The following is a 26571-nucleotide window of genomic DNA, read 5'->3' on the forward strand; positions in this document are numbered from 1 at the left end:
GGGAAAATGGCGCGACTGCCGCGCCATTTTCCCTTTTTATTGTGTTGGTATGATTAGTTGGTTTGTAGGCTAGAGCGAGCCTCGCGTAACTGTTCAGGGGTTAAAATTCTGAACAGGATCAAGAGATTTTCCAGGTCGTATTCAAGCCCCATTGAGTGCAGTTCCTGACGGATCTTTCCCAGGGCGCTGATCTGAGTTGTGGTAATCAAGCCATAGCTTACCAGGCTCGCCGCTAATAATTGGTCGGGAGTCAGTAACTTAAACATAAGCAATATCTCACCAAGCTGATAATTTAAATCCACCCCACGTAACATACGCTGAATGTTTTGGGCTACCTCTAAGCGATCTTGTGGAACAAGGTGTCCATCGAGCAGAACCTTGTTGAGTGAGCGGGTTGCTCTACCATTTAAGACCTGAGGCTCAATTGCTTGCTGCTGGGCTAGTGATGGCATCGGCGGAAGACTCTGGACAATGTCAAGCAGGACTGCATTGTTCGTGGTCATACTTTCGGCGACGTCATCTGGAATATGTACATCGTTTAATTGTAGCTCTTCTGGACGCGTAAAAGTTGCCTGACTGCTTTTATCTTTCTCTCGCAGTACGGTTTGCTCCCTGGCATCCGTGGTCGTTTCGGCCTTTGGCGCTTCGGCCTCTGGAATTTTGGTTTCTGGTGTCTCCTGAACGTTTGGTGCTGGCTCAGGTATCTTTGTTGCTACTGCTTCTTGAATTTCTGGTGCAAAGAGTTCCGCCATGTCTTTATTGGGGACATGTGTGGGTGGTATCGCCGCTGCTTCTTTAACGGGAGCGGGGGGTGGTGTCACCACTGGCATCGCTGCCGATATTGAAGCCAGATGTGGTGATGTATGTTGATTGCCCGGATTTACCGCTGGCTGGTGCGCGGTTTGTGGACCATAATTGGTCCGTGATAGTACGTCGGGCCGTCTATTCATCTCATTGATAGCGGGTCCGGTGACGGTACGTTCAATTGGCATATCCTGAATTGGTGATGCGCGTAATGGCTGGGTACCAATTCTATCCTCACCTTGTGTGGGCTGTCTGACTGGCATTACTGGTGGTGCAAAGTTATGGTGTTGCCGTGGTGCCTGTTGTTGTATGGGCTTCTCCTGATTAATCCCGCGCTCCTGGCGTGCTTCCAGGGTTGAATAACTGGTCGCGGAGGGAGAAACCGTGCTACGGAATGGGGCAGAATTATGTGTACCTTCGGTTTGTGGAGCAGGCTGCTGGTATTGGACTTGTTCGGTTGGCGGGGATGGTGGCGTATTATAGGATGATGTCTGCAGTGGCGTCCACTGTGATGTAGTGGATGAAAATGCTGAATTGATGGACTGCTCGTCTCTGGCAGGCGAGCGAAAGCCTTGAACCATGCGTGAGAGCTGAGCCAGACTAGACTCGTTCTGATTATCGGGACTGTTTTGTCCATTTGCCAGGCGTTGCAGGGCAGGTGTTTCGTAGGATGAAAATTGCGTTGACGTGGTTGGTTGGGCTGGGGGTGGACTACTTTTTTCTCTTTGATCGACCGCAATATTCTGGTTGCCAGTATCTGGTGTGTTCCAGTTGCGCTGGTTAGGATAGAGTACGGCACGAATTTTTTCGCTGTAGGATGGTTGGTTGGAACCAGGCATACCCGTGATCGGGGATGGATTGGTATTCTGTGCTGTCGTTTGTTGTGAATACGTGGGGGGTGATTGTATTGGATTATTCACTGGTGTTTGAGGCAGAACCTGTGAATTTGTCGGGCGGGGAGCAGCACGCATCGAATTGGTATCTGATGAAAGGGCTGTTGGGAAGGAATTTCCACTCCCCATCGATGAAGTTTGTACCGGATTCTGGTTGGATGTGGAGAAGCGTGGCATGCGTGGTAACGTATTACCGCTATTCGTACTTTCCATTGGTACAGTAGCGCTAGGTACACGGTTACGGACTGCATCAACCAGGCTCATCAAGCCAAGCATGCCATCAATTTCCATATCTACATTGGCATGTTGTGCATGGTCCTCAAATTCACTTGGCCCATAGCTGGCCAGATTACTTGATAAAAAGGTTAAAACCTGAACCTTACGATCGCGGCGCTGGGTATCTAGCGCGACCCAGAATTCTCGTCGCGCGGTGGCGGCCTGTGCTAAATTTACCAGCACAAGTCGGATAGGAAAGCGAGCGATAGCGTCAAAAACCTCCACAGCCGTACGTGCTGTGTGGTTAGTATAGCCCGCTAATTGTAACTCGCTGTTGAGCAGCATTGCGAATTGTTGATCACGTTCAAAGAGAAGAATATGTGGTCCGCCGGTACTAATATTCATGCCTGTACACTCCAGTTGTTAGCCGCATGGAAACTGAGTTCACAGGGGTAAGATTCAATGTCCATTCGCTAGGCCCTACAACGCTGTCCATCAAAGCCTCCTGTGCATATACCCCTAACTTTTACAGACACGGGAGGAGACGCATCACAGAGTAGGGAAGTTGTTCCTTGGCGCGATCCAGACATCTGGATAGCTATGTGGCGCCGCCTACAAACCTCTGTGGTAGTACTGTAACTGGCCGGGCGTGCCGAATTGCTCTGGCGCGTGCTGTGCCGTGACTGTATTCGGGGCTAGTATAGCATATATCGCCTATGATGTCATAGAATGGAGTCAGATGCATGACTAATGACGCATCCCCACGGACAAAGGTCACAAGCCCGCACAAAGCAAATGAGCCATTTAGGTTTTTTCCCTTGATGGCTTCATTTTATTTTTATTTTATGGGATAGTATAGCATATAAGAGGAGAATGTATTATGTACCAACCTGTTTCTTCATCGGCTGCTGCTGTGATTGCTTTATTAACGGATTTTGGCCTGGATGATAATTATGTAGGGGTTATGAAAGGGGTTATGTCTGGTATTGCATCCGGGGTTCCGTTTATTGATCTTACCCATAAGATTCCGCCGCAGGATGTTATCGCTGGCGCCTGGGTGCTCGGGACTGGCTATCACTATTTTCCGCAGGGGAGTGTCTTTGTCTGTGTGGTGGATCCAGGTGTTGGTAGTGAGCGCGCGCCTATCGCGCTGCAGGCTGGTGGTTGGTATTTTGTTGGACCCGACAATGGTCTATTCCATTTTGTACTGGCGGACCAGACCGCGAAGGCTGTAGTCAGGTTGACCAATCGAGCCTACCATCTTCCAAATGTCAGCTCGACTTTCCAGGGCCGAGACATTTTTGCTCCTGTCGCTGCACACATCGCCGCAGGACAGCAATTGCATGAACTGGGTGAAATGATCCAGGCAGACAGCTTACAGCAACTTGAACTTCAGCAACCACTTATCAAGAATGACCGTATTGAGTCCGAGATCATATATATAGACCAATTTGGTAACTTGATCAGTTCCATTTCTCTGAATCTGCTACCAGATTTTTTTGAGCGCTCGGGGGTCCGTCTCCTCCTTGCTGGCAAACAACTGATGATCACTGAACGCCGTCGCTTCTTTGCCGCGCCAGGGAATGCGCAGGAGCCGTTTCTTTATGTTGACAGTTCTGGCTATATCGGCATCGCGATCCGTAATGGTTCCGCCGCTCGTGAACTGAACATCCAGCGCGGAGAGGCTGTTACCCTGCTCTTTAACAATAGATAGAGTGAAAATTCAGGTGCCGTGGCGAAAAAGTGCTTAAAACCGGAGGTGCAGGGCCCTCCCTGCCGGGGTGTGGGCAGACATGCTGGGGGTGCAGGGCCCTCCCTGCCGGGGTGCGGGGTGTCCCCGCTCTTCTTTCTCCCTCTCGCGCCGCCGCAGGCGGCGCGCAAAAATAGAACGACTCATGAACGATTAAATTGCTATTTATGAAGAAAAGGAGAATTTAGCTTTCAACGAGCGGCCATTTATTAGAAAATCAGAGAGAACAGCCCAAATCGGCAAAATTACCTGTCCAGACTATCCTAGAAGAATTGTTTGCTTGAGAGAAATATGCTATAATGAGCTTATACTCTATACGATAATGGGAGCCCACAGCGGTGGCAACGTGGAGGATGAGAATAGCATATTCAATCGTAGATAGCGTTCATCTCTTGCTTGATACCTGGAGTGACAAAGAAATCGGTTGAAATGGCGTAGGAGCATCAATATGATGCAGCTCTCACAGTTATCCAGGCGGCATCAACCTAAGGGTTGGACACAGAGTATCACAGATCTACATTTAAATAATTATCCTCAGGAGAGTAGAAAGGGCTGGTTTTCTCGCTATACATGACGAGCAAGAATCCGGCCCTTTTGGTCTTATGACTCTAATGCGTTCCGCTAAAATGACGGAGATAAAGTGCATTATGATCGGTACTCTCATTTCTTGCCTCCCGGTCACGTAGTGCGTTTTCTGGTTCGTACAACGTAGCTTCAATCAAAAAAGCGTAGTAGTAAGAAAGCCCCCAGCAAGGGTAAGGACCCCATTCTTCTTATACTACCTAGTGATACACAGAGAGGATGAACTATGGATCTGGTGAAGCGGTTAGAAGAATACCGGGACCGTGAGCGCGAGCTCATGTGGGAAGGGACCTTCGCGGAATACTTCGAGATAGCCTGTAAGAAGCCAGCGGTAGCTCGACTTTCTCATGAACGCATCTATGACATGATTATGGACGGGGGGGTAGATACCACCCGTACAGGAGAGACGCGCTACAGGTTCTTTAGTGATGAGATTTTTGGTATTGAGAAGCCTCTCCAGCAGATTGTGGACTACTTCCATTCTGCTGCCCAGCGCCTGGAAGTTCGTAAACGTGTCCTACTACTCATGGGACCAGTTGGTGGTGGTAAGTCGACAATCGTACATTTGATTAAGCGTGGCCTGGAAGCCTATAGTCGCACGCCCGAAGGAGCGATCTACGCGATTAAAGATTGTCCAATGCATGAGGAGCCACTCCACTTGATTCCTTATGAGTTGCGTGGAGAAGTCGAGAAAGACTTTGGTCTCTATGTTGAGGGTGATCTGTGTCCCCATTGCCGCTATATGGTGGATAATAATTATCGTGGCCGGATTGAGGAAGTTCCATTGAAGCGTATTACCTTCAGTGAGAAGTATCGTGTCGGTGTCGGTACGTTTACTCCTTCAGATCCAAAGAGCCAGGATATCAGTGAGCTTGTCGGTGGCATCGACCTCTCGACCATTGGTGAGGTTGGTGTTGAGAGTGATCCCCGTGCCTATCGCTTTGATGGTGAGCTCAACATTGCTAACCGTGGCGTAATGGAATTCGTCGAGATGCTCAAAACAGACGAGAAGTTCCTGTATGTGCTCCTGACCCTCAGCCAGGAACAAAACATCAAAACCGGGCGCTTCAGTATGATCTATGCTGATGAGGTCGTGGTAAGCCACACCAATGAGCATGAGTATCAGTCGTTTGTTGGTAACAAGAAATCGGAAGCTTTACAGGACCGTATTATTCTGGCCAAGGTTCCTTATAACCTGCGCGTCTCTGATGAAGTCAAGATTTATGAGAAGTTGCTGAAACAAAGCTCCCTCCAAAATGTGCATATCGCTCCCTATACCCTGCGTATCGCCAGTATCTTCGCGATTCTAACCCGCCTGGAGCCCTCCAAGAAAGCGGGTATGAGCTTGATGAAGAAGCTCAAGCTCTATGATGGCGAAGATATGGAAGACTTCAAGCAGAAGGATGTGCGCGAACTTCAGGAAGAAGCTGTACGTGAGGGCATGGATGGCATTTCCCCGCGTTATGTCATTAACCGTCTGTCCAATGCCTTGATCAAGAACAATGTCACTTATATCAGCCCCATTGATGCTTTGCGTGCATTGCGCGATGGTTTGGATCAACATACCAGCATTACCCGCGAAGAGCGTGAACGTTATCTTAATTTCATTCATGAGGCACGTAAAGAGTACGATGAGATTGCCAAAAAGGAAGTTCAGCGTGCTTTTGTCTACTCTTATGAAGAGTCTGCCCGCACAATGTTAAACAACTACCTTGATAACGTTGAGTCGTATTGTAATAAAACCAAGTTGCGCGACCCCATTACCGACGAGGAGATGGAGCCCGATGAGCATCTGATGCGCTCAATTGAGGAGCAGATCGGGGTGTCAGAGAACGCCAAGCGTTCGTTCCGCGAGGAGATTCTGATTCGTATCTCTTCTCTGGCCCGTAAAGGTTTGACCTTCGACTATACCAGCCATGAGCGCTTGAAAGAAGCTATTGAGAAAAAGTTGTTTGCCGATCTGCGCGATGTCGTGAAAATTACGACCTCGACCCGTACTCCAGATAAAGAGCAGCTGCGTAAGATCAATGAAGTCGTTGAGCGCCTGGTTGCTGAGCAAGGGTACACCTATGAGAGCGCAAATGAACTCCTCCGCTACACTGGTAGCCTCTTAAATCGATAATTTGTGTCAGATGCAGGATGATCACCGTGGAACGTGCAGGAAGCCGTTGGTAGTTCAATGTCGAACTTCCAACGGTAATACCTCCATCCCCGAGTTGTCTCAGAGTAGCAAGGAGGAAATCATCCATGTCTGTCTCCCAACATGATTGGTCATTGCACCGTAAAGGTCAGATCGACCAGGAACGCCACAAAGAGAAAATTCGTGAAGCGGTAAAAAAGAATCTTGGTGAGATTGTCAGCGAAGAGAGCATTATTCTTTCAGATGGTAAGAAGACTGTCCGGGTACCGATTCGCTCTCTTGAAGAATATAATTTCCGCTATGATTTTGGTCGCCAGCAGCATGCTGGTCAGGGCAACGGTAAAAGTAAGGTCGGCGATGTAGTAGCTCAGGAGCCGAAGCAGGGTAAGGGCAAGAAGGGTGATGCTGGTAAGGATGCGGGCTATGATTACTATGAAGCTGAGATCTCAATGGAAGAACTGGCCGCGTTAATCTTTGAAGATCTTGGTTTGCCAAATCTAGAGCAGAAGCGGCAACAAGAGATGCAGACTGAGGCCGTGCGCTTTACCGATGTGCGTAAAAAGGGTGCCATGGCCAACCTGGATAAAAAGCGCACCATTATGGAGAACATCAAGCGTAACGCCGCCAAGGGTGATGCTGCCTTCAAAGACATCAAGTCCGACGACCTGCGCTTCAAGACCTGGGAACCCACCATCAAATATCAATCCAACGCTGTAGTACTGGCAATGATGGATGTTTCGGGCTCAATGGGTGAATTCGAGAAATATATTGCAAGAAGCTTCTACTTTTGGATGGTGAGATTTTTGCGCACAAAGTACAATAACGTGCAAATTGTGTTTATCAGTCACCACACTGAGGCCAAAGAGGTAACGGAAGAAGAGTTCTTTCATAAGGGGGAGAGTGGCGGCACACAGGTCTCCTCGGCCTATGAGTTAGCCCTACAGATCATTAAAGAGCGTTACAATCCTAATGATTGGAACATCTATCCTTTCCATTTTTCGGATGGAGATAATCTGCCCTGGGATAATGATCGTTGTGTGCAACTGGTTAATAAGCTGATGGAGCAGTGTAACATCTTTGGGTACGGTGAAATTCGTGAGGGGCATTATCGTTCGCCCAGCACTTTGATGTCGGCGTACAACAAAATCAATGACAAGAAGTTTATTCCAGTCACCATATCGGATAAAAAAGAGGTCTATCCCGCGTTGCGCAAGTTCTTTGCCCAACGTGATCCTGTGGCAGGCAGGTAGAGTCAGGAGTTGCTTGCATGAATGATGTTGCCCATAGCGACATTGAACGCTTGCGCGATGGAATAGATGCGGCCTGGGAAGAGGCGCGAAAATTCGGCCTCGATCCTTTTCCAACCCACTTTGAGTTGGTGCCGGCCTCCATCATGTATGAATTCGCCTCCTACAGCCTTCCAGGACGTTTTAGCCATTGGACCCATGGTAAGGCGTTCCATCGACAAAAAATGCAGTATGATCTTGGACTGAGCAAAATCTATGAGATGGTGGTCAACACCAATCCTAGCTATGCTTTCCTGATGGATATGAATGACCTGCTGCAAAATACCTTTGTCGCGGCCCACGTTTTTGGCCATACAGATTTCTTTAAGAACAATGCGTACTTTCAACATACGTCGCGGCGTATGATTGATAAGGCCAGTGTACACGCTGAGCGCATTGCTAAATATGAATTTGACCATGGCAAAGATGAAGTTGAGCGCTTCCTGGATGCTGTACTCTCAATTCAAGAGCATATCGATTATAATCTCTTACTCAACACTGGCGATCCTTCTAAAAAGGATGAAGTAGCTAAACCACTCAGTAGTGATTTTGATGATCTCTGGGGTATGGATGAGAAGGCACGCAAGGCCGAGGAGGAGCGTGATCTTCGTCCAGGCAAGACTCCCAAGTTTCCAGAGAAGCCGGAAAAAGACTTACTGCTCTTCCTGCTGCGCCATGCGCCAAATCTGGAGCCATGGCAGCGCGACATCATCGAAATTGTACGTATCGAGATGCTTTACTTTATTCCCCAGATGCAGACCAAGATCATGAATGAAGGTTGGGCCTCGATCTGGCATTCACGTATTATGCGCCAACTGGGAGATCGAGCCGTCATCTCGGACTCAGAAACGGTCGAGTTCGCGCAACTGCACTCCAGTGTCTTGACCCCATCGCGCACCTCGCTTAATCCGTATTATATCGGCTTTAAGATCCTGGAGGATATTGAGCGTCGCTGGGATAATCCCACTCGTGAAGAGCAGGATCGGCTGGGTCGTAAACCGGGTCAGGGACGACAGAAAATCTTTGAGGTGCGAGAACTGGATAATGATATCTCCTTCCTCAGAAACTATCTGACGGAGGACCTGATCAAAGATCTAGATCTTTACCTATACAAGAAAGAGGGCGATGATTGGGTTATCGCCGAAAAAAATTGGCAGAAAGTACGCGATACTATCGTGGGTAATCTAACCAATTTTGGCCACCCCTATCTGGTGGTGGATAATGGCGATTATCGTGGCAATCGCGAACTTTACCTCACCCATCTTTTTGAGGGCCAGGAACTGGATCTTAACTATGCTGAGAAGACTCTCCAGCATGTGTATGTGCTCTGGGGACGTCCAGTCCATCTGGAGACGGTCTACGAAGGGAAGCGCATCCTGCTCACCTATGATGGCGAGCGTAACAGCAAAAGCACGTTAGAAAAATAGGGCATTATGGACATGCTATAGAAGTAGAGCTAATTTCTTGTGTGGTGCCAAAAGTGCGCTCAGCGCACTTTTGGCACCACACAAGATTCTTTCTGCGCGGCTTCGGCGCGCAAACTCTTATAAGACAATATATAAAAAATAGCGGGAGAATATATAAGCTATGCAAGCCACTGAAAATATGCGTATTGTCTCTGTTAATGTAGCTCAACCTCGTGAGGTAAATTGGCGTGGTAGAGTAGAGCCGACTGGTATTTTTAAAGAGCCTGTAACAGGACAGGTGGCCGTTGGGCGTGAGAATCTAGCCGGTGATGCCCAGGGCGATTTAAGTGTTCATGGTGGTATTGAACAGGCCATCTATGCCTATAGCGTTACCGATTATGCCTACTGGCGTTCAATCCTGGGTCGAGAGCTAGACTGGGGCGCGTTTGGTGAGAACTTCACGCTAGAGGGCACCTCTGATGACCAGATCAAGATTGGCGATCGTTTCCGCGTGGGGAGTGCCGAATTGCGCGTTACGCGTCCACGCATTCCTTGTTTCAAACTGGCCAACAAACTTGGGCGCCCCGACATGATCAAAATGTTTCTGGCTAGTGGGCGCACCGGATTTTATTTCGCGGTGGTACAGGAAGGAGAGGTTGCGGCTGGCGATCGTTTACAACTGCTGTATCGCGATGAAGAAAGCCTGACGGTACGTGAGATCATCACTCTTGTACGCGAGCCCGGCGAGCTTGAGACGCTCCAACGCGCCATTACATTGGATGGTATGGGAAAACATCTCCGTGAGTTATTTCAGAAGAAAATACAGCACCTCCAACGCTCACATCGTTAGAGATGATCTGCGTGATCTTTATGCCTGGTTTTGCGCGCCTTTGGCGCGCAAGGAATTTTATGTGGTGCAAAAAGTGCGCAGTGCGCACTTTTTGCACCACATAAGAAAAGAGCTCGGTTGCGTCAACGATAGGAAAAGAGCTCTGGCGCACCACATAAGAAAAGAGCTTGGTCGTGTCAGCGGTAGGAAAAGAGCTCTGGCGCACCACATAAGAAAAGAGCTTGGTCGCGTCAGCGGTAGGAAAAGAGCTCTGGCGCACCACATAAGAAAAGAGCTTGGTTGCGTCAACGATAGGAAAAGAGCTCTGGCGCACCACATAAGAAAAAAGGTCGGACGTGTCAGCGCACGTCCGCACAAAAACGGTTAGCTTCCCATATTATATATGTCATTTCGCTTCTGGTATTACCAGAAGCGTTCTTCCTTCCATGGATCGGCATGGTTATGATAGCCACGCTGTTCCCAGAAGCCGGGACGATCTTTCTCCAGAAATTCCAGACCATCCAACCATTTTGCGCTTTTATACGCGTACAATTTGGGCACCAGTAAACGGACCGGCCCACCATGATCGGCCTCTAGTGGTTGTCCATCGTGTTTCAACACAATCATTACATCGTCATCATCCAGATCTTTCAGCGGCATATTTGTTGTATAGCCGGTCCACGAGTGGGCCATGACAAAGTGCGCATTGGGTAAAGGTTTCGCCCGTTGCAGAATCTCACGGATATGGATCCCTTCCCAGGTATTATCATAGCGACTCCAACTCGTGACACAATGAAAATCTGAAGTGAAGGTTGTATGTGGCAGGGCTAGAAACTCCTCCCAGGTTAGTTCAAAAGGCTGCTCTACCAGGCCGCTAATCTTCAACTTCCAGTCTGATGGCAGCCCACTGGGAGTACGTTCATAGCTCAAGATAGGCCACTTTTTCGTCAAATACTGTCCAGGAGGCAAACGATCCAGACCATCTGGTCGCTTCTCTACTTCAGCCGCAGGTTTTTTACCGAATAAACTCATACCAAAAACTCCTTGCATGATCAGTGTCAACTACACCTTGATTAGTACCACACTAATCGACTTGTCCAGCGGATAATCATGGATTATTCTATCCCTCAAAAGTAATTACGTGGGGAAAGCTCCAATTATACCAATTTATCAGGCGATTTTTTATGTTCAGCGCACTATTCAGATGCTATTATGGGTTGCCCTCTTGTAAATGCAGCGTATCGCCATCGTGATGATATAATCAGTGCATATCTGGCAATGGGTAGTTTATCAATGGCCCATTATTTTTGTGCCTTGGAGCGCTTTTATTTATGGGTCGCTAGCTCTTGCAGGCAAGGAAAAAAAAGAGATGACAACATATCAGGAGGCATGGGGACAGGGGGCGCGCTTGCTGGCTCAGGCCGATCTCCAGGGGTCCCGTCTGGATGCACAGGTGTTGCTGGGTAGCGTAGTAGGTATGGATCGCTCGCGCTTGCTGGCATATCCAGAGCAAACGTTAACTTCTGAGCAAGAACAAAACTATTGGTCTTTCATTCAACGGCGCTGTGAGCATGAACCGGTGGCCTATATTGTCGGACATAAAGAATTTTATGGGCTGGATTTTAGCGTGGACCAGCGTGTCCTTATTCCTCGTCCTGAGACCGAGTTGCTGGTAGAGGAGGCCCTGAGCGAGATTCGCCAGCGCATTGTGCAAGGACAGCGGCCCGTGGTGGCTGATGTTGGTACGGGTAGTGGTGCTATTCCTATTTCCATTGCGCTTGAAGAGCCACGCCTGCCATATCTTTACGCCTGTGATATCTCTGCTGATGCGCTTGCCGTTGCCCGTGAGAATTGTAAACGGCATCATGTGACAGGGCGCATACGTTTATTAGAAGGAGACTTGCTGGCACCTATTCCAGAGCCTGTGGATGTTTTGTTGGCTAATTTGCCATATGTCGGACAAAATGAAATAGATGAGATGAGGAGTGATGTGCTGGATTACGAGCCACATCTAGCTTTGTTTAGTGGCCCACATGGGCTAGATCTCTTATATCGATTATGCAAAGAGGCCGCTACATCTGGTACGCTAAAAAGTGGAGGCATCATATTGTTGGAGATTGGATACCAACAATGTGCAGCATTGACAAAGATGCTTCATCAACTCTGGCCACAGGTGACTGTGGATTGTCAGAAAGACTATGCTGGTTGGGACCGCCTGCTGCGGGTTTCTCTGCCATCATAGAAGCGAAGTCAGTACACTGAAAAGGAAAGCTGCTAGCGTTTTCTTTTGTAGAGCCTTATAATCAATCGAATAGATGTACAGCTAAGATATCTGCTGCTCATCTGTTATTACCACCGTTTTGGGGGGCATGTCCATGGTTCTGGCGCATATCACATATAGCCAGCCACTATTCTCTGTATTATCCAGATTAATGTCAAACGCTGATCACCCTGATACAAGTCTTTTCTTACTGCTGGCTGGCGCATTTAGCGCATTCGTAGTATCGTATCTGTTGATCTTCGTCGTCGCGAAACTTAGCCGCAGGTTTAATTTGACGCGACGGGTCGAGCCCGGTCGTAAGCCAGACCGTGTGCCGCGCCTGGGTGGCGTCGCCATCTATCTGGGCTTTGTCATCGCATCCCTGCTTTTTTATATCCATAATCCAGACTTACAACCCAAAGAGATGATCATCTACTGGTTATTTCTGGCAGCCGCGACCTTGATTGTCGCCGTGCATGCCTATGATGATGTTAGGCCACTTAAACCTCTGCCAAAGTTACTGGCCCAGACGATCGCAGTGATCATCCTGATGGGACCTTTCTTGAACGGCAAGTTTAACGGTGTGCTCCTATTTGGTTTCAGTAATCCTTTTCAGTCCTTTTCCTCTGGCATTGTCCCTTTTTATCATGGTGGGACCGTCAACATCTTCATCGAGAACACCGATATTCGTCTGCTGGCCATTCCAGCGGTGCTCTTTACCTGGTTCTGGATGGTTGGCATGATGAACACGGTCAATCTCATTGATGGCCTGGATGGTCTGGCGGGTGGTGTGGTGGCGATTACGGCTATCTTTATCACAATTACCAGTTGGATCCTGCAGCAATACACCATCGCAGTCCTGTCGGCTATTTTTGCTGGTGCCGTGCTGGGATTCCTGCCGCATAACTGGAATCCTGCTAAAATGTTTATGGGCGATAGCGGCTCGCAATTTCTGGGCCTGGCCCTGGCGGTGCTTTCGATTATGGGAGGAGCAAAAATTGCGCTGGCCCTGATGGTGCTGGGCGTGCCCATTCTGGACGTTGCCATCGTCCTGATCAACCGTATTCGCAGAGGACAGCATCCTTTACATTATGATCGCACCCATCTCCACTATCGGCTCCAGGCGACTGGACTGAGTGTCAGGCAGATATGTTATATTTTTTATGGGCTGACGATCCTCTTTGGCATACTGGCGCTCTCCTTTGGACATTTCTTTAAACTGATTGGTATCGCCCTGGTCATGGCAACCATGGCTGGCCTGATTATCTGGATTGACTCGCGTCAGCGTCAGCGAGGGCTGCCAATCAAACTGGACAAATCAGATCCGGGTACCAGGAATGCTTCGAATACCCCGGCAGTTCCTGAGGTGCCTATCACCGTCCCTGAAACCTTTGAGCCAGTCTCCGATCACAAAGCAGTGACCGAACAGGATGGTGAGGTCGTCAATAGCAGCGGCCAGCGTCCCCACAACTCATAAAACCACCCCGCGCACATAAAATACCCGTGACTGACGGCTGTAGCTGTCAGTCACGGGTATTTTATGTATGGAAGCGCGAGCCTTTAGTTCATCTGGATCCCTAATTGGGAACAGCGCTCAGAACCCGCTTCGACTTATTTTCCACCTCTTCTTGCAGTGTACGTTTCAAGAAATGTCCGGTGTAAGACTTCTTATTCTCAGCAACCTTTTCTGGTGTCCCTTCAGCCACGATCGTGCCACCACCGTCACCGCCTTCGGGCCCTAAATCAATAAGCCAGTCAGCACTCTTAATGACATCCAGGTTATGCTCAATGACTACGATACTATTGCCTGCATCAACCAGCCGCTGGAGTACATCCAGTAGTCGATCCACATCGGCAAAGTGCAGTCCGGTAGTTGGCTCATCCAGGATATACATTGTACGGCCAGTGGCGCGGCGCGATAGCTCTGTCGCCAGTTTTACACGCTGGGCTTCACCACCCGATAGCGTTGTTGCCGGCTGTCCCAGACGCATATAGCCCAGACCAACATCATAAAGTGTCTTCATTTTGTTCTGGATCGATGGTACATTTGAGAAGAAGTCCAATGCCTCTTCAACCGTCATATCCAGTACATCGGCGATGGTTTTGCCTTTGTAGTGGATCTCCAGAGCTTCACGATTATAACGTTTGCCCTGACAGACCTCACATGGCACATAGACATCTGGTAAGAAGTTCATCTCGATCTTGACGATACCCTCACCACGACAGGCCTCACAGCGTCCACCTTTCACATTGAAGGAGAAGCGTCCTGCCTGATAACCACGCATCCTGGATTCAGGAACCTGGGCGAATAGCTCACGAACGCTGGTAAAAGCATTGGTGTAGGTCGCTGGATTGGAGCGTGGCGTGCGGCCAATCGGCGACTGATCGATATCGATCACCTTGTCCAGATGTTCGAGTCCTTCGATAGCGTCATGTTTGCCTGGCTTATCATGGGCGCGGAAGAAGAACTGTGAGAGTTTGCGATACAGGATATCGGTGATCAAGGTACTCTTACCTGAGCCTGATACGCCTGTGATGGCCACAAACTTGCCGAGTGGAATATCGACGTTCACGTTTTTCAGATTGTTTTCGCTGGCACCTTTGATGGTCAGGAAGTTACCATTGCCTTCCCGACGCTGCTGCGGCACCTCAATCCTCCGACGATGTGAGAGATAGTCGCCTGTAATCGAGTTCTCGTTAGCCACGATCTCATCGTAGGTACCGGTGGCCACGATATGTCCACCGTGTTCACCTGCGCCAGGACCAACATCAATGATATAGTCGGCGGCCCGCATGGTATCCTCATCATGCTCAACCACCAGCAGGGTATTGCCCAGGTTACGTAGACGTTCCAGTGTACGGATCAGGCGATCATTGTCGCGCTGATGCAGTCCAATACTGGGCTCGTCCAGGATATAGAGCACACCCATGAGACCGGAACCGATCTGGGTCGCGAGCCGAATACGTTGCGCCTCACCACCAGAAAGACTGGTAGCAGCACGATCCAGGGTCAGATAATCCAGACCAACATCCAGCAAGAACTGGATACGGGCACGGATCTCTTTTAAGATCTGGCGTGCGATAAAGCGGTCGCGCTCACTCAGCGTGGTCAGGAGTAATGGACCTTGCATTGGAATTGGGGTCAATGGATCACCCAGCAGGGAACCATTGCCGGTGGCTTTTTTGGCCTTCCCATTGGCTTTGCCATTACTTTTACCATTGCCACTGGTGGTGATATGGGTTACTGGTGGAATAACCTCGGCCTTGCCATTTTCCAGTTCATGGAAGAAAGCCTGCGTACGCGAGATCGCCAGACGTGTTACCTGGACAATGTTGCGACCGCCAACCGTAACTGCCAGTGCCTCAGGTTTAAGGCGTGCCCCATGACAATCAGGACAGATACGGGACGACATATAGCTCTCGATATCCTCACGCACACCCTCGCTCTCGGTCTGCTTATAGCGCCGATCCAGATTAGGGATGACCCCCTCAAAGTTGGTATTATAGGTGCGTGTATGACCGTGTTGTGGCGTGTAGCGAATGCTAAGCGGCTCCTCAACACCATAGAGGAGCTTTTGTTGGATATCTTCGCTCAGATCTTTCCAGGGAGTATTAGGATCAAACTGATAGCGTTGCGCCATAGCTTCTAATGTCGCGGCATGCCACTGGCTACCATTAACGACCTTACTCCAGGGTGCAATCGCTCCTTGCAAGATGCTCAGATTAGGATTTGTCACAATCAGTTCGGTATCGACCTCTAACTGCGTTCCCAGTCCAGTACAGGTTGGGCAGGCGCCGTGTGGACTATTAAAGCTGAAGGTACGAGGAGCAATCTCTGGCAGGCTGATACCACAATACGCACAGGAAGCCTTCTCCGAGAATAGAATCTCCTCTCCATCTACCACCGAGACCAGTACGACTCCACTCCCTAATTTAAGTGTCGTCTCCAATGAGTCTGAGAGGCGCTGACGAAAGGCGGGATCAATCTCCTGATGGAGAATAGCGGGGATATCTGGTTCAGCAATACCATCTTCGTCCGCGTGGGATTCTTTGGCGGCATTGACTTCATAGAGGGCGGCCGGTTCCGCGACCTGCTTCAGAGGCGTAGTACCATCTTCTGTATTCGCTTCGGCCTGCTGCTTATTTTTGCGTAATACCAGACGATCAACCACTACCTCGATGGTATGTTTCTTTTGTTTATCTAGATCGATCTCATCACTCAGATCCAGAATCTTCCCATCCACGCGCACACGTACATAACCCGAGCGACGCATCTCCTCAAAGATACTTTTATACTCGCCCTTACGTCCCTGGACCAGCGGAGCAAGCAACAGGATACGCGAGTTTTCGGGTAGGCTTAAGACTGCATCCACGATCTGTTGCAGTGTCTGCTGGCTTACTTCTCGCCCACACTTTGGACAATGCTGATGACCGATACGGGCATACAGCAGGCGTAGATAGTCATAAATCTCGGTGACCGTGCCTACGGTCGAACGAGGATTATGGGACGCACCCTTCTGATCAATGGAGATAGCCGGGGAAAGTCCATCGATGTGCTCTACATCGGGTTTATCCATTTTGTCCAGGAATTGGCGTGCATAAGCCGAAAGAGACTCGACATAACGGCGTTGTCCCTCGGCAAAAATGGTATCAAATGCCAGGCTACTCTTGCCGGAGCCAGAGAGACCAGTGATCACCACGAGTTGATCGCGGGGAATGGTCACATCGACATTTTTTAAGTTGTGCTCTCGGGCACCACGGATCACGATCTTATCTTGGGGCATACACTCAATCCACCCGTTACTAACTGATTATTTTATAGCTTACAAAGACACAAGTTATGCCGTAGTGGGCAATAGCTGCTCCTACGGTCTGGTTTTATGATTTTCTGCGTGTAGAGTATTGTCAGGCAATGATTGCTAATACAAACAAACGTTCCATATACACTACTATACTTGTTCTCTTGACGTCAAGTGGTCATAGGACAGGTCATAGATAGGATATATATGGTTGTGTGAAGTGGATGGATAAGCGTGTTTTGTTGTGTTCTTCTACTTTTTATCTATTGCGATACAGCTTTGCACGCACGGACTTCCTCCACATATCCTCCGTTATATAAAACATTGGAGGTGGCTATTCTATTCCGTTTAAATGGTACTGCCTGGGTTTATGCGCGCCTGGCTGCGCTGGTAATGTCGCGCATACCCGCCCATTCGCGCCAGATGTCTGTCATGCATTCCCAGTGAATTTCATCATGGTTGATGTGAGAAAGACGGAAGAAGATGCCATAGCGAATAAAAGGCGAGGTGTTGGCGGCGATGGCGTGGGCCAACTGGTAGTGAACCAGGACGGCGTCGCCGGCCTTACCTGTAATCTGCTGAGGTTCTGGTAATTGAATCGCTGGTAGTCCCTGCAGCAGGCTCTGAGGCGTATGCTCGCGGAAGTATTGCTCATAGAGATGGTGTGTTCCTGGCCAGACGGTAAAATTGCCCATGAAGGGTTGGGGAATATCGCTCAGGAAGATGCCCACCAGGGCCGTAAAGTTTTGAATCCTGCCCTTCTGGACGCCGTTATCAGGACTATACATACCATCGAGGTGCGGACCACCAACTTTGTCGAGTCCTGCTGTTGGGAAGCGGAGCGCGATCTGCCCACTTTGTACCGGCTGGATAGTATTAGCTCCAATTGCCGACTCAGCCAGACTCCATAGTGGTGAGGCGGTCATCAGGTCGGTAATCGCGGCGGTTCTTTGTACTTCAGGGCAATAGGATTGTGTGCGAAAAGTGACCAGACGGGCGGGATCCATACCTTCAGAACCTAGCGAGGCATTGATAGCGTGTAAGGCTTTATGGACCAGCTGCTCAGGAACGGCATTGGGAAGTTTCACAAAACCTTGATCAAAGAAAGTTTGTTTCTGCTCAGTTGTTAAATTCAATGTGATTGCTCCTCGTAAGGTTTTTTAGTATGCTGTGATCCATAATGTGTATCGTAGCGGGCTAAAAATATGAATGCTTAAGCGCCCATGCATGGGCATCAGATTACAATAGGTTGGGAATCATTCTATCTACTAAAAGCCTACCACAGAAACGGTTAGATGTGCGTTTTCAGGAGTCCATTCCGCTAACAATGTATATTTCGTACAGTATCTGCATGAATGAGTTGGTGTTTTTAAACGCAACTACTTTGCGTGCCGATCATCTTTATTGTTGACGTCCATTCAAGCTATGCGGCACAATTTAAGAGAGGGCATGGTGAAGCTCAATGTTCAGCTAACAGGCAGATTTTTCGTAACAGAAGGAGCTGAAAGACGTATACTGTTATAGGCATCATCACGTCTAACACGCCACGATTGGGAGTCTGGGTTTAAAGCATCGCTATAATGAAGATGGGTGTAGTTATATCCTGTGGTATTGCAGGTTCTGCACTCCCGCGTTGCTTAGCTACTGAGTGTTTTTATATATGCTGTGGTAACATAGGTGAATGGTTTGAAAGAAGAAAAGAAAAGTGGAAAGCAAAGCCACGTTGTGCGAGAGATTGTTGAGACACTGGTGCTCACGATTTTGATGTTTGTCATTATTAATCTCGCCGTCCAAAATTATGACGTGGATGGTCCCAGCATGGAGCCCAGCCTGCATAACAAGGAACGCATTATGGTGGATAAGGTTTCCTACCATCTACATGATCCTGCACGTGGAGATGTGATTGTTTTTATCGCACCCCCTGATCCTGAACTAAATTATGTCAAACGCATTATCGGAGTACCCGGCGATGTGATCACGATTCAAGGTACGGTAGTCAAGGTCAATAATACAGTCCTGCAAGAAAGTTATGTCTCTCCCTCTTATCAAGGCAATCCGTATCTGCCAATCGTCAATAAAGTTGTGCCCAAAGATTCTTTTTTTGTGATGGGAGATGATCGCAAAAATAGCTCTGACTCGCGACTCTGGGGTTTTGTCCCACGCACAAACATTGTGGGGCGTGCAGCCCTGGTTTATTGGCCTCTCAATGATGGCAATAGCGGTTTCCTCCCCGATGTTTCTGGTGTCTTCGCGCATGTTCCTGTTAAAGCCGCAAACATAAATAATGTCTCTAGCAGTAGTCCTTTAAAGGACAGTACTTTCGGGATGGATGAAGTGATATTTTTCGCTATGCCAGGACTTTTCCTGGTATGCTCAAGGTATCGAAAGAAACGTTGATACAAAATGGTATGAAATGAACACATTATGAACAACGTCAATCTCTCTCCAGGTTATTTACGAGCATGCCGCGCGTTATTCTGATAGAAGGATCGTTGTTCATTTGGACAGAGCGCAGAGGAAAAGCGGTGGATTTAGAATTTGATTTTGAAAAACGCTATCGTCTCTTTCGTGAAATTATAGAGACCCTGGTATTAACTGTATTGATGTTTTTGGTCATCCGTCTGGCCGTTCAGAATTTTAATATTGATGGCATGAGCATGGAACCCAGTTTACATAATCAAGAGTTAGTTATTGTCGATAAATGGTCGTATTTTTTTCACGCACCTGCACGTGGGGATGTAATTGTCTTTGTGGCACCCCCAAATCCTACCCAGGATTATATTAAGCGTATTGTTGGCTTACCCGGTGATGTGGTTACCATTCAGGATACCAAAGTAACTGTCAATAACCAGCAGCTTACCGAAACCTATGTCGATCCGCAGCGCCAGGGAAATCCCTATGCGCCAATCAATCGCATGATTATTCCTCAAGGCGCATATTTTGTGTTAGGTGATAATCGCAATGGCAGCTCTGATTCGCGTGACTGGGGTTGTGTGCCTCAGCCAAACGTCATTGGGCGCGCCGCTCTGGTCTATTGGCCACTTGGTCAGGATAACTTTGGTTTCCTGCCAGGTGTCTCTTCCGTCTATAATAATGTGAGCCAGTCCCAGACCATCACCGGCAATAATCTCTGTCCTATTCGTCATGTTCAGCCCGCGACGGCATCCTCCCCCTTAGGAACTGCCAGTGCGGCGGCGGCCTCCTCAAGCAGTCAGCTAACCGCCACACCCTCCGAAAACACTGACCCACTGGGTACCGCATCGATGCTTTTACTTCCCAGCCTGTTTATCGGTTGGAACAGGTGGAGACACCGTCGTACCGCTATCCAGGCAAAACGTGGCTGATGTACGAGAGATTACAAACAGAGGAGCGGAGACGAACGCAATGTCGTCTCCGCTCCTCTGGCTATGTGCGCTAAAAAAGTTGCTTTAGAGGGTAATATCAAGTTCGTTGTCTTTTAAGTTGACCGCTTTGATGCTACGGCCTAGCTTGTTCTGTGCATCCGAAAAATGCTTATCCAATAATGGTTTGAGTTCATCCGGCGACATAATAAGACCGAGTACTCCATCCACATTGACATTATTTGCCACCAGCCGTCCATTTTTATCCAACGCGGGTACCATGCTGATCGCGGATGGATAACCATATATCTGGAAGTCCAGACGTATCCGTTGTGGATCGATGCTGGTTTTAGGATTTTGAACCGGATTTGAAGGGGCCAGATTGAGTGTGATCAGATTGTTGATGGTATTTTCATTGATGGGTAGGGTACTATTTGGCGGTAAGAGCTGCGTCAACCCATTCCCGTTGGGCATCTGGTCAACCGCCGAGGTCATGGCTTTATCTAATTCTGTTTGCGCTATATTATGGGCATAAGGACGGACAGCGAAAATCCAGGTGGCTCCAAGTACGACTAGTAATAAGATAAGAACGGTGAGGCAACCCAGTACACAGCCTCCTCGGCTACGCTTGCGGCGTGGTCCCTCTTCTCTTGAGGGTGCCGGATTGATAACAGCTGGAAGCATTTGAGACCCTTTCGTTGTTGTGTTTAACTTATAATATAGTAACGGGCGTGCCTGCTCTAATGGTGACAACTCGTTCTGGGCCTGCTGGGAAAGATTACGATCCTGCGCGAAAAGCTCGGGATGTGAGACTTTTGGGATCGGCACTGGCATGGTAGGTTGCTCAGACGGAAATTGCTGCTCGATCTGTAGAGATGGTACCGGCGCTTTAGCCGAAGGGACACTGGCATAAAGATGGAGAGCCTCCAGTTCAATCACGGTATCTGGTTCTGCTGGCTCGGGAAGGACCAGTGCCTCCTGGTTAGCAGGTGCCTCCTGGGACATATCTTGATCAGAACTGTCCGAAAGAGACTTGCTGATAGTTTTCAGTGGTTGAGGTCGTGCTGGTACTGATGGGGTGATAGCAGCCTGCGCTTTGCGCGCTGCTCGGGCTGCACGCCTGGAAATTGGCGTGACGCGAACTGTTGCATCTGGCTCGTTTCTAACTGATTTTGGATCAGACTCGCTCTGGTCATCGGAAACGGGTTTTTCCACCTCCTGCGTGGTTTCAGTTTGTTCCTGTTGTAAGGAAGTATCCTCAGAGGGAGGGGACTCTCCAGGCGATGATTGTTCTTCTGTTGATTCGGACGGTATTGGGCCAGACTGTTCTTCAGAAACAGCCTGGTTCTGTTGCTGGACCTCTACCGGGGCGCCGCACTGTGGGCAAAAGCGCGCCTGATCGTTCAGGATTGCATGGCACTGTTTACACTTCATAGCTCGAAAATCGCTCCATAGAGAGTGTTATTGTTACTATAAGTATATGGCTAATTACAGATATTGTCTATGAAGGTAAGGTAAGAGCTGACCAAAGTTTGAGCGAAAAGCCTTTGCTGGCTTCTCAGGTCATGAAAGTAAAACAGTAGGAGGGCTGAGTGGGATGAACGGGTGAGCATTCATCCCACTGGTTACTTTACCATTCACGTTTCAAAATTTCGTCCATCGATGTAATAATCTGAGCTCGCTTCGCAGGATCACGCTCAAGTTCTTGTTTGACCTGATTAATCAGTGTCTCTTCCTGTTCAGCAGGCAGTTCATAGCCATATAGCTGATGGATCGCAGTTGCCGCGGTCCGACGGACTTTCTCATCATCGCTCAATTGTGGCGGTGGTACTCGTTCCGCACTGCGTTTATCGGTAGTACCAGGAGGGCTATTGCCTTGTAAGGGAGATAGCCCATTGGCTGCAAATGGTATATTACTATCGATCAAGTGAGCAGAATATGGTGTCGCACGTTCAATGTGTACGACAGCCTTCTGTTCAGATGGTTGTAGTGTGACGACCGTACCTTCCAGATAGATGACCTCCGGGGCCCCCCAGAAGACACGCTCTCCTACGTGCAAAATCATGGTACTTACTCCATTTCTATCTTGCTCGTCTAACGCCTGTCTTTTGTCTCTCTATAAGGTATACGGGCTATCTAGCAGATAGTTCCAGCTTTGCGGGTTACGCCTGTTCGCTTGGACGCATCACTTCGCCGCTGTGCTGGCCCAGTATTGTCCCTGCATAGCTACCGAGCACACCAAGTAGGAGACTTAAGAGCAGGCCAACGGGACCAACATTCTGGATTACTCTGACAATGGCGTTGAGATTCAAAATCATCACTGGAATACCCGCCAGCAGACAGAGTCCTGTACTGCTCCAAAGGATGCGCTGCTTAGACCATTGTTGTTGTCCAGCGTAGTTGTGCATCCAGTCGTAGAGTGGGGCAAGTACAATGGGTACCAGTGGCCAGAGACGCATAGCTAAAATTGAGAGATAGGCAAAGGAGTTCAGTGCTTTGCGATATTGTAATCGTTCCAGCGTAACCAGATAGCCGGTAGCCGGTGGCACAAATAGTGAGAAGATCATGGCTACTATCATATAGACCAGTATAACAATGCTGGCCGCAAAGCGCGTTCCGATGGCCGTTCTGGCTGTGGCAAAGATAAAGGCCGTCAACAGACAGGCTACCAGGGGAAAAAGATTGATTTTCACCATTGCCAGATCAACATAATTACTGAGTGTAAGCGCATCCGCCAGCAGGATCGTGAAGATACTGAAGACGACGGCCAGAGCGGCCAGGACACCAAAGCGGCCGAGCGCTTCCCCACGTCTTTCTCCTGTCTGTTGAGGCAGAATTTTCGTGGAGCTCAGCAGATACGCTGCCCCTAACGGCATGATACCCATTCCCATCAGAATCATAACATGAAATGGGGTCCATAGAGCTACATCAATACCATAAAGGGAATGCCAGTAACTATCAAGTGGAAAGGCAACAGCCGCGTCCAGTGCCGCAAAGCCAGCAATATACGCACCCAACGGGGCATAGAACATTCCAGCGAATTGTGTGCTATACTGTGCTAGTTGGGGTTTACGCCGAACCACCATTGTTTCTACGCAGACGGCTGTTAATGCCAGGAGACCACCCAATGTTATGCCTGTAAGCATCATAAGATGCGGCGGGATAAGTGTGCGATCCCGTCCGACAAAGAGATGCCATTGAATATCCCAGCTTGTGCCTACAAGCGAGATGAGCGCACTGACTACGATACCCAGGCCGATTGTAAGGCGCAGTGTCCTCACCAGTGCAAATGGTGATGTGTGTGTTGTGGCCTGTCTGATGGGCTGTACACCTTGAATTGTTTTTGCCATCGTATTCTCTTCCTTTGATCAATAAGATCGACAAACCGATCTTTGTTTGATTGTGCGTTTGTTGTTCTCCGACGATTTTAAATGAGACAGGATACTTTTTTGAGAGAAAGCGCCCTTGCAAGGTACCAAAGAGTGTTGCACGTATTCTCTTTCTCCTATCCTATTTTACTTTGAATATGCCAAAATTGTTAGACCTGCCGCTAGCTTTTTGGAGCATTGAAGCCGGGAGAGGATATTTAAAGTAATGCACTTTATTGGGCCGCTGCCCGTGGATATATGTAAAGAAGAAAAAAAGCTGCGTCTAGCGTTGACGCGGCTGTGTAAAGAAGGACCCAAGACGAGATTATGCACGAGAAAAGTATACAAACGCTAGAGTTCCCAAAAATCCTGGCCAGAGTAGCGCACGAGGCGTCTTTTTCTGCCAGTAAAGAGCTGGTGCTGGCCCTGGAACCTACTGCAAATATTGATGAGGCCCGCCGCCGCCTGGCCTATACCTCTGAGGCAACCCGCCTGCTTGATTTGAATTCGGATATCGGGGTGCGTGGTGCCCACGATATTCGTCCCTTGCTTGTGCGTGCTGCTCGTGATGGTGTGTTGTCTCCGAGCGATCTGGTAGAAGTACTGGTGACGGTACGCAGTACCTTGTATGTGGCGCGTACACTGGATAAATTAGATCCAGATACCTTCCCATTATTACAGGTATTGGGAGGCGATATGCCACAGCGTCCACAGATTGTTCGCCGTATCGAGGAGACGGTAAGTGAGGATGGTGACGTGCTGGATACAGCCAGTGCCACCTTACGGAAGTTGCGCTTCGATATTCGGGGTGCCAATCAGCGCCTGCAAGATCGTTTGAGGACACTGGTACATGAGTTTGGTTCTGCCCTACAGGAATCTATTATTACCACTCGCAATGATCGCTATGTGATACCAGTGAAGTCTGATTATCGCGGACAGGTGCGTGGCATTGTACATGATCAATCTTCCAGTGGCGCGACATTGTTTGTAGAGCCAATGGTTATCGTTGAGCTCAATAATAAACTACGCGAGCTTCAGGTTGAGGAGCGGCAAGAGGTCGAGCGTATCCTGCGTGTCCTTTCATCCGAACTAGGTAAAGAGGCCGAACCACTCAAATTGGCGGTTGAATTGCTGGCCGAGTTTGATCTTAATCTGGCCAAGGCACGCTATGGTCGCATGACCCGTTGTAGCGCGCCTAAACTCAATGAAGAGGGCAATATCAATCTACGCAATGCCCGCCACCCGCTTCTGACCGGTAAGGTGGTTCCGACCAACTTCCATATTGGTCGCGACTTCTTCATGGTTGTCATCACTGGTCCAAATACTGGTGGTAAGACCGTGGCCTTGAAGACTGTTGGCCTGCTAACTTTGATGGCCCAGTCAGGACTGCATATTCCGGTGGATGATGATTCTGAGATCTCTATTTTCCAGAATGTCTTTGCTGATATTGGTGATGAGCAGAGCATTGAGCAGAACCTCAGTACCTTTTCATCCCATCTCAGCCGGATCATTGAGATCCTGACCAGTATTGAGGCGGCACGTAAACGTAGTAGGCCGGATCTACGTGGCAAACTTGGTGAAGAACTGGCCCAACGTGAAGCCCGACCCCTCAATACGCTGGTCCTTTTTGACGAACTGGGAGCAGGTACTGATCCCAGTGAAGGTTCCGCGTTGGCTCGTGCCATCCTGACCTTCTTACTGGATCGGCATGTGACTACTGTGGCTACTACCCACTATACCGAGCTCAAGGCTTTTGCGCATGAGCAGAAGAATGTGGTCAACGCTTCCGTTGAGTTTGATGTAGAGACGCTCTCGCCAACCTACAAGTTGAGTATTGGCTTACCTGGACGTAGTAATGCACTGGCCATTGCCCAGCGTCTTGGTCTGGATCAGCGTATTATTCGTGGCGCGCGACGCTTCCTGGGAAGTGCCGGTGTGCGCATGGAGAATCTGCTGGAGGATCTCCAAAGTGAGCGCAAAGGAGCGGAGGATGAGCGCTACCATTTGAACATGGAGCGTGTCGAGGCCGAGTATCAACGTAAAAAGCTGGAGGAGGAGCGACAGAATCTTGAAGAGGAACGCGTACGTATCCTTAACGAGGCCCGCTCTCAGGCGCGCCGTGAATTAGATTCTGTATTGGGTGAGCTGTCCAAAGTACGGGTGCAGGTGGATCGCGGACAACTGAACCGAGAGCGTCTGAACGATGCCCGCCAGCGTGCTCGTGATCTGGAAGAGAAAGTCACACCGATCCCCGAACCCCAGCGTAAGCGTGTGGTTGAGAATGTTGAGAAGTTGGATGGTCCATTGCAGATTGGAGATACTGTCCGCGTACTCAGCTTTGGTCAGAACGCCGATCTGGTTGGCCTTTCAGCGGATCGCAATGAGGCGGAAGTCCAGATGGGTGCCCTCCGTTTCCGCGTCAATGTGGATAACATCGAGCGTATCAGCAAACGCAAAGCTGCCGCAGAAGACAAATATACCGCACGTCCCAATGTGGTCATGTCCGAGGTCGCCGAGCGTGAGCCTGTTGGTTTGCAGCTAGATATGCGGGGCTGGAGGGTCGAGGATGCTTTAGAGGAGCTAGATCGCTATCTGGATGATGCAGTCCTCTATGGGATGTCTTCGGTCCGTATCGTGCATGGAAAAGGCACCGGCGCGCTACGGACCGCGGTACGTGAGGCGCTGGCCCGCCATCCATTGGTTAAATCATACACCACAGCCCCGCCACAGGAAGGTGGGGATGGTGCAACCATCGTCAAATTAAGTGCCTGATCGCAAATATATACATTCCGACAGAATGGTAAAATTGCTTAGTAACTGAAAAATAGCCAGAAGACCTGATATGCGACATGACTTTTGTCGCATATCAGGTCTTTTTTTTGCTATATTTAGTACTA

The 26571-nt window shown here is 49.1% G+C and carries 17 protein-coding genes; 10 read left to right on the plus strand and 7 right to left on the minus strand.

The features are described from left to right. Positions 1 to 53: 53 nt before the first annotated feature. On the minus strand, positions 54 to 2318 hold the full coding sequence (locus tag EL633_RS12995) for a hypothetical protein (RefSeq protein ID WP_126627589.1): 2265 nt from the start codon (positions 2316 to 2318) through the stop codon (positions 54 to 56). A 475-nt stretch (positions 2319 to 2793) separates the two neighbouring features. Between EL633_RS12995 and EL633_RS13000 the strand changes: the two genes are divergently transcribed. From EL633_RS13000 to EL633_RS13020, 5 genes are all read left to right on the plus strand, one after another. Then, entirely contained in the window at positions 2794 to 3627 is an 834-nt protein-coding gene (locus EL633_RS13000; RefSeq protein WP_126627590.1) for an SAM hydrolase/SAM-dependent halogenase family protein, read from the plus strand. 844 nt (positions 3628 to 4471) lie between these two features. After that, the gene (locus tag EL633_RS13005) at positions 4472 to 6367 is read left to right on the plus strand and encodes a PrkA family serine protein kinase (protein ID WP_126627591.1); all 1896 of its coding nucleotides are present in this window, start codon (positions 4472 to 4474) and stop codon (positions 6365 to 6367) included. Between the two features lie 125 nt (positions 6368 to 6492). Further along, a complete protein-coding gene (yhbH, locus tag EL633_RS13010) occupies positions 6493 to 7635 on the plus strand; it encodes a sporulation protein YhbH (RefSeq protein WP_126627592.1) in 1143 nt (380 codons plus the stop codon). 17 nt (positions 7636 to 7652) lie between these two features. Then, the gene (locus tag EL633_RS13015; protein ID WP_126627593.1) at positions 7653 to 9098 is read left to right on the plus strand and encodes a SpoVR family protein; all 1446 of its coding nucleotides are present in this window, start codon (positions 7653 to 7655) and stop codon (positions 9096 to 9098) included. Positions 9099 to 9258: 160 nt separating this feature from the next. Beyond that, on the plus strand, positions 9259 to 9927 hold the full coding sequence (locus EL633_RS13020) for an MOSC domain-containing protein (RefSeq protein ID WP_218027481.1): 669 nt from the start codon (positions 9259 to 9261) through the stop codon (positions 9925 to 9927). Positions 9928 to 10329: 402 nt separating this feature from the next. Here EL633_RS13020 and EL633_RS13025 read toward each other — a convergent pair whose 3' ends face one another. Beyond that, positions 10330 to 10938, minus strand: coding sequence for a sulfite oxidase-like oxidoreductase (locus EL633_RS13025; protein WP_126627594.1), 609 nt, complete (start codon positions 10936 to 10938; stop codon positions 10330 to 10332). Positions 10939 to 11275: 337 nt separating this feature from the next. Here EL633_RS13025 and prmC point away from each other — a divergent pair, with 337 nt between their 5' ends. Further along, complete coding sequence (gene prmC, locus EL633_RS13030) at positions 11276 to 12148, plus strand: peptide chain release factor N(5)-glutamine methyltransferase (RefSeq protein WP_126627595.1); 873 nt, start codon at positions 11276 to 11278, stop codon at positions 12146 to 12148. Positions 12149 to 12281: 133 nt separating this feature from the next. After that, positions 12282 to 13643, plus strand: coding sequence for a glycosyltransferase family 4 protein (locus EL633_RS13035; RefSeq protein ID WP_161982119.1), 1362 nt, complete (start codon positions 12282 to 12284; stop codon positions 13641 to 13643). Positions 13644 to 13743: 100 nt separating this feature from the next. Here the strand turns inward: EL633_RS13035 and uvrA are convergent, their stop codons facing one another. Further along, positions 13744 to 16950, minus strand: coding sequence for an excinuclease ABC subunit UvrA (gene uvrA / locus EL633_RS13040; protein WP_126627597.1), 3207 nt, complete (start codon positions 16948 to 16950; stop codon positions 13744 to 13746). Positions 16951 to 17333: 383 nt separating this feature from the next. Beyond that, positions 17334 to 18101 carry a phytanoyl-CoA dioxygenase family protein gene (locus EL633_RS13045; RefSeq protein ID WP_126627598.1) on the minus strand — a complete coding sequence of 256 codons (768 nt, stop codon included), beginning with the start codon at positions 18099 to 18101 and terminating at the stop codon, positions 17334 to 17336. Positions 18102 to 18651: 550 nt separating this feature from the next. Here EL633_RS13045 and lepB (EL633_RS13050) point away from each other — a divergent pair. Continuing rightward, positions 18652 to 19362: a signal peptidase I gene (gene lepB, locus EL633_RS13050; protein WP_246039126.1), complete on the plus strand. Its 711-nt coding sequence runs from the start codon at positions 18652 to 18654 to the stop codon at positions 19360 to 19362. 128 nt (positions 19363 to 19490) lie between these two features. Beyond that, on the plus strand, positions 19491 to 20309 hold the full coding sequence (gene lepB, locus EL633_RS13055) for a signal peptidase I (protein WP_246039127.1): 819 nt from the start codon (positions 19491 to 19493) through the stop codon (positions 20307 to 20309). Between the two features lie 84 nt (positions 20310 to 20393). Here the strand turns inward: lepB (EL633_RS13055) and EL633_RS13060 are convergent, their stop codons facing one another. The 3 genes from EL633_RS13060 to EL633_RS13070 form a co-directional block, all read right to left on the minus strand. After that, positions 20394 to 21740 (minus strand): zinc ribbon domain-containing protein, encoded by a 1347-nt coding sequence (locus EL633_RS13060; RefSeq protein WP_126627600.1) that lies wholly within the window; start codon positions 21738 to 21740, stop codon positions 20394 to 20396. 196 nt (positions 21741 to 21936) lie between these two features. Continuing rightward, a complete protein-coding gene (locus EL633_RS13065) occupies positions 21937 to 22371 on the minus strand; it encodes a hypothetical protein (protein ID WP_126627601.1) in 435 nt (144 codons plus the stop codon). A 97-nt stretch (positions 22372 to 22468) separates the two neighbouring features. After that, positions 22469 to 23656 carry a hypothetical protein gene (locus EL633_RS13070; RefSeq protein ID WP_126627602.1) on the minus strand — a complete coding sequence of 396 codons (1188 nt, stop codon included), beginning with the start codon at positions 23654 to 23656 and terminating at the stop codon, positions 22469 to 22471. A 345-nt stretch (positions 23657 to 24001) separates the two neighbouring features. On the opposite strand from EL633_RS13070, the gene EL633_RS13075 reads away from it, so the two are divergent. Then, entirely contained in the window at positions 24002 to 26446 is a 2445-nt protein-coding gene (locus tag EL633_RS13075; RefSeq protein WP_126627603.1) for an endonuclease MutS2, read from the plus strand. Positions 26447 to 26571: the final 125 nt, after the last annotated feature.

The sequence above is a fragment of the Dictyobacter alpinus genome (assembly GCF_003967575.1).
Classification (GTDB): Bacteria; Chloroflexota; Ktedonobacteria; order Ktedonobacterales; family Ktedonobacteraceae; genus Dictyobacter; species Dictyobacter alpinus.